Source organism: Chamaesiphon sp. OTE_20_metabat_361 (assembly GCF_031364565.1).
In genome coordinates, this window is sequence record NZ_JANLWO010000801.1 from 1 (window position 1) to 4,461 (window position 4,461).

At 46.4% G+C, this 4,461-nt stretch carries 5 protein-coding genes; 3 read left to right on the forward strand and 2 right to left on the reverse strand.

Annotated elements, in window-relative coordinates; genetic code table 11:
• Positions 1–359: hypothetical protein (locus tag RMO35_RS22620; RefSeq protein WP_309744564.1), on the reverse strand; the 359-nt coding region annotated here is incomplete at its 3' end.
• 266 nt (positions 360–625) lie between these two features.
• Between RMO35_RS22620 and hisA the strand changes: the two genes are divergently transcribed.
• Positions 626–1,417, forward strand: a complete 792-nt coding sequence (hisA, locus tag RMO35_RS22625) for a 1-(5-phosphoribosyl)-5-[(5-phosphoribosylamino)methylideneamino]imidazole-4-carboxamide isomerase (RefSeq protein WP_309744566.1) — start codon at positions 626–628, stop codon at positions 1,415–1,417.
• Here hisA and RMO35_RS22630 read toward each other — a convergent pair.
• Positions 1,404–2,396 (reverse strand): Hpt domain-containing protein, encoded by a 993-nt coding sequence (locus tag RMO35_RS22630; protein ID WP_309744568.1) that lies wholly within the window; start codon positions 2,394–2,396, stop codon positions 1,404–1,406. The two genes, hisA and RMO35_RS22630, sit on opposite strands and share 14 nt — an antisense overlap.
• Positions 2,397–3,177: 781 nt before the next feature.
• Here RMO35_RS22630 and RMO35_RS22635 point away from each other — a divergent pair.
• Both RMO35_RS22635 and RMO35_RS22640 read left to right on the forward strand, forming a co-directional pair.
• Positions 3,178–3,714: a TIGR02652 family protein gene (locus RMO35_RS22635; protein WP_309744571.1), complete on the forward strand. Its 537-nt coding sequence runs from the start codon at positions 3,178–3,180 to the stop codon at positions 3,712–3,714.
• 118 nt (positions 3,715–3,832) lie between these two features.
• Entirely contained in the window at positions 3,833–4,273 is a 441-nt protein-coding gene (locus tag RMO35_RS22640) for a VOC family protein (protein WP_396135714.1), read from the forward strand.
• Positions 4,274–4,461: the final 188 nt, after the last annotated feature.

Consider the following 4,461-nt stretch of genomic DNA (forward strand, 5'->3'; position numbering starts at 1 on the left):
TAGTTATTGAGTTTGCTGATACTCTTTTCGTATTTTTTGGCTGCCATAGGAAGGCTAATTGTGTCATTGATGGAGAGTACCGCGACATTTTTACCGTCTTTGTTGAGTTTGGCTTCAGCAAAGCCTTTCTTCTCTTGGGAGAAGACGCGGGCATAGCCATTAGCAGCAGCCGGGAAAAATTGATTGAATTGACCGCCGTCTGCGGCATTTTTAGCGACTGCGGCGGGGGCATTTCTGCCCGACGTTTCTTTTTGAGTTGCGGCGTACTTAGATGGTTCTTTACTCGAACAAGCAGAAAATAGTAAGACTACCGATAAAAGAAGTGGTAATAACGCTTTGCGCCAGTTGGAAACAATCATGGTTCGATTTTAAAGATCTGAACATTTCCATTGTCACCTATGGCAGTCTCGATCGTGGTAGGAAAACCGATCTTAAATCGGGCGGTAAGCAAGATGGGATAGGGGATAGAGGTAGTAAACTGGTGTGAATTCTCTCGCTTGGAGCTTAATTATAGTAGGCAATACCTCGCTTTGATGCGATCGTGGTAACTACCAGATGGCGTTTGCCGATCGTGCTTTATTTGTATAATTCGATCGAGCGATGTTCTAATTTCTTCTCAAAACTTATGGATATTTTTCCCGCGATCGATCTGTTAGATGGTAAATGTGTCAGATTGTATCAGGGTGATTACGATCGATCGCAGGTATTTAACGATAATCCTGCTGATATGGCGCACTCTTGGCTGGTGCAAGGTGCCAATAAATTACATCTAGTGGATTTAGATGGGGCTAAAGCTGGGCATCCTGTCAATCTAGACTCGATCGCGAGTATTGTAGAAATGGTCAAAACAACTGCGACTCAACCAGTACAGATTCAGGTCGGTGGCGGACTGCGAACTGAAGCGAGCGTCAGGCAGCTATTGGATTTGGGAGTCGATCGGATTATTCTGGGAACAGTAGCGGTAGAACAACCAGAATTAGTCCAAGATTTATGTCAAAAATATCCGCAGCAAATCGTCATCGGCATCGATGCGCGCGCTGGCAAAGTGGCAACTAAAGGCTGGCTAGAAACTTCGGAAGTAACGGCGGTAGATTTAGCACAACGGATGGCAGACATGGGTGCCGCCGCAATTATTTACACGGATATCCATCGAGATGGCACCCTGACCGGGCCAAACTTGGCAGCACTTCGGGAACTAGCTAGCGCGATCTCGATCCCCGTCATTGCCTCTGGCGGCGTGAGTTCCCTGCGAGATTTGCTCGATTTGCTATCGCTGACTACTTTAGGTGTAACTGGCGCAATTGTCGGTCGCGCACTGTACACCAAGGAAGTCGATCTCACCGCAGCGATTCGCGCTGTTGGTGATGGGAGATGGCAAGATGTGCCGCCAGATCTGGGTGCAACTAGTTTTGCTTAGAATTGGAAATCACTCGATGCAGTAAGACCACCAACTCAGTCACTTGCTGACGGCTGAAGTTTTGGAGGATACCTTGAGCTGCGCCGCGAACATCCACAGGAATGGTAATTTGGGTAGCTGCTGGTGCGGTGGACGCTACGGGGGCTACGGGAGCCGCAGTAGTAGTTGCCTGCTGGAGACTCGCCGAAATCGCGATCTCGCGATCTCGCCGTGCTGCCAATAAATCACCAGCTTGTTTTAGCTCGCGGATAATCAGGGGCGCTACCGCATTATAAGTGTTGTGGGGATTGACGATCGCTTGGGTAGTAGCGTGGACTAGCGATTGCCAGTTTGCTGCGTCGGGTTCGAGCTTCGTCAAGGATTGAGAGATACTCGCGAGTTGTTGTCTATTAGCCGGATTGTCACCTTGTTTAAATAGTGCCAACATTTGCTGAAGCGTACTAGTCACTACGGCAACGATGTTTACGGGTGGTGCCATCACGGCTATACCGCCACCAATACTTACTTCTGTTGCTACGACTGAGGTTTCGCGGCTAATCGTATCGTGGGTATTGGTATTGAGCATCTCTTCGAGATATTCTTGCAACGCCACAAAATTTGCCGCCGAACCAGTGAGAATTTCCGCAACGATTTCGGGACGCAAACTCAGTGTTGGCGAGTTTGCTAATTCTTCAACCAGTGCCTTGAGCGCATCATAGCCGCCGAGAAATAAGGTTTCTAATTTTTGGTCGATCGGGACGGGCTGATCCCGTAAAATCTTAAAGCAATCTTCTAATTTGTGGGCGGTTGCTTGAATGCCTTCAAAACCCAGCATCGCGGCACCACCTTTAATCGAGTGAGCGGCGCGAAACATTTCATTGACACGTTCGGCATCAGAGATCACTTCTGCCAGATCTAGTAGTCCTTGCTCTACTGTCTCTAAATGTTCTTGTGCTTCTTCAATAAAGTAGTGAATAATCTGCTGCTTGTTGTCGTCCATTTTCCTGTTCCTAAACAGATATTTTTTATATCTTGGTTGTAGCCAAGGTTAACATCAACTTTTCAATAATTGGTTGAATTCTAGCTTGACTTCAATTATTTAAAATTTCGTGGCAAAGCCGTTACCGAAGCAAAAGCTAAGATTGCATGACTATCCCTGCCGCAATCCCATAATTGCTGGCGGTATCCTGTCGGCTGAGAAAACCTTTCCAACCGATAAAGTCATATAGAAGGCTAATCTCAAGCAGGTAAAATCGGATATCATAGTTTAAATAGATATATGATATTGGCTAAAATAATAACTAATAATTTACGACATCTTTGAGCTGAAGTAATTAGTTCGATCTTATTTTACCCACAATTCTCCATCGAGATATCAGTCTGTGAATTTACGCATATTCCACGATCGCTACCGAGGTAAGTCAGCAGATCGGGTGCGGCTTCAAAATAAAATCAATTCATCCATATATTAAAGCCATAAAATAGAGGGTAAGATCTCGCAAACGTCCCAACGACTAACTGGTGCTAGTAACAATGCCCTCGACAGGAGCCATTGATGTTAAATAAGCGCACTGAGGATAGCATTATCATTCCCACAAATCTGTCAAAACACTCCAATCGCGATTTTGATTTCAAAATTTTGCCCCAGCCACCAGTTTGATTCTCTCTGGCGATCCTCGCGCCGATCGGGGAGCGTCAAGTATAATGCAATAAAGTAGACCCAAGCTCGAAACTGCTTTTCTCCCATCCCGCACAGGCATCTTACCTGCTGCGCTCCTGACATGAACTTTGCTCTTCAGTACCCCATTTTTGGTCCAGAGATTCAGTGTCCCCATTGTCGGCAAACCATTTCCGCTCTGACACTGACAGATACTTATTTATGCTCTCGACATGGGGCTTTTGAAGCAGACCCGCACACGGGCGAATTAGTCCACCTGCAATCGAGCCGACATTGGTGTCTGTGGGAAGGGGAATGGTATCGCCAACACACCCATCCTGACGGCATTCGCTTTGAGATTCATGACGCGTTGGATAAGCTTTATACTCAAGGCTACCGCGCTACCAAGGTAATTATTGCCGAACGCTATCGCGATTTGATCGGTGGTTATCTCGTTGGGGACAATGCTGGTAAGGAAAATCGCCATCACCCTTGGAGTGGTAGTGCTACCGAACAGCCGACAATCCCCCGACTATTTGGGCTACCCGTCGAATTTAGCCCCGCAGCTAACGACCAACCTTGTTGGAAAGTAATTAATTTCGACCTCGAAAAGGAACCAGGGATTCCGATTCAGTATCCTTATTTTCGGATGTCACCTTAATTAGTGAATAGTGGATAGTGGATAGTGAGTAGGAATTGGGAAAACCAATTATTTTAGGTAGATTATTGACGCTACTATCGTTCGCGATCCACTATCCACTATTCACTATCCACTGTCTATGTTGCATCACATTTCTATCCGCACGGCAGATATCCATCGATCGATCGCGTTTTACGAATGTTTGGGATTTACCATTACCGAGCGGTTTACGACTGGCTATACGCTGGCTTGTTGGATGGCGGGACTCAGCAGTAGGATCGAATTGATTCAAATTCCCGAACCCAAGCCAGCGCCCGATGCCTTCAATGACGAGCATTATGTGGGCTATTATCACCTGTCTTTCGACCTGACGGATCTAGCTGCAAATTTGACAACCTGGCTAGCGGAGTTTGCCACAACTTTACAAACAGCTAGCTTAACAGCACCGAAAATATTGCTGGCACCGACTCAGCAAATCATTGGTGCGACTGTCTATGAAGTGGCTTTCATCGCCGATCCCGACCAGCTTCCCCTGGAATTGCTCTATCGTCAAAAATCGTCTGAATCGGAGCCTTTGTAAACTAATGTTAAGATGTGACGCTAAAACTCTATGCCAGCTTGACAGTCAAGTTTAGACCGATTAAAGTGGAGACATACCCGGGTAAAGCAGTTGAGAATCGTATGGAAGACAAGCAAAAGGTCACTTTGTACCTGCCGCAACAACTACATCGTCAGTTGAAGATTCGATCGGCTGTAGATGCTGATTCA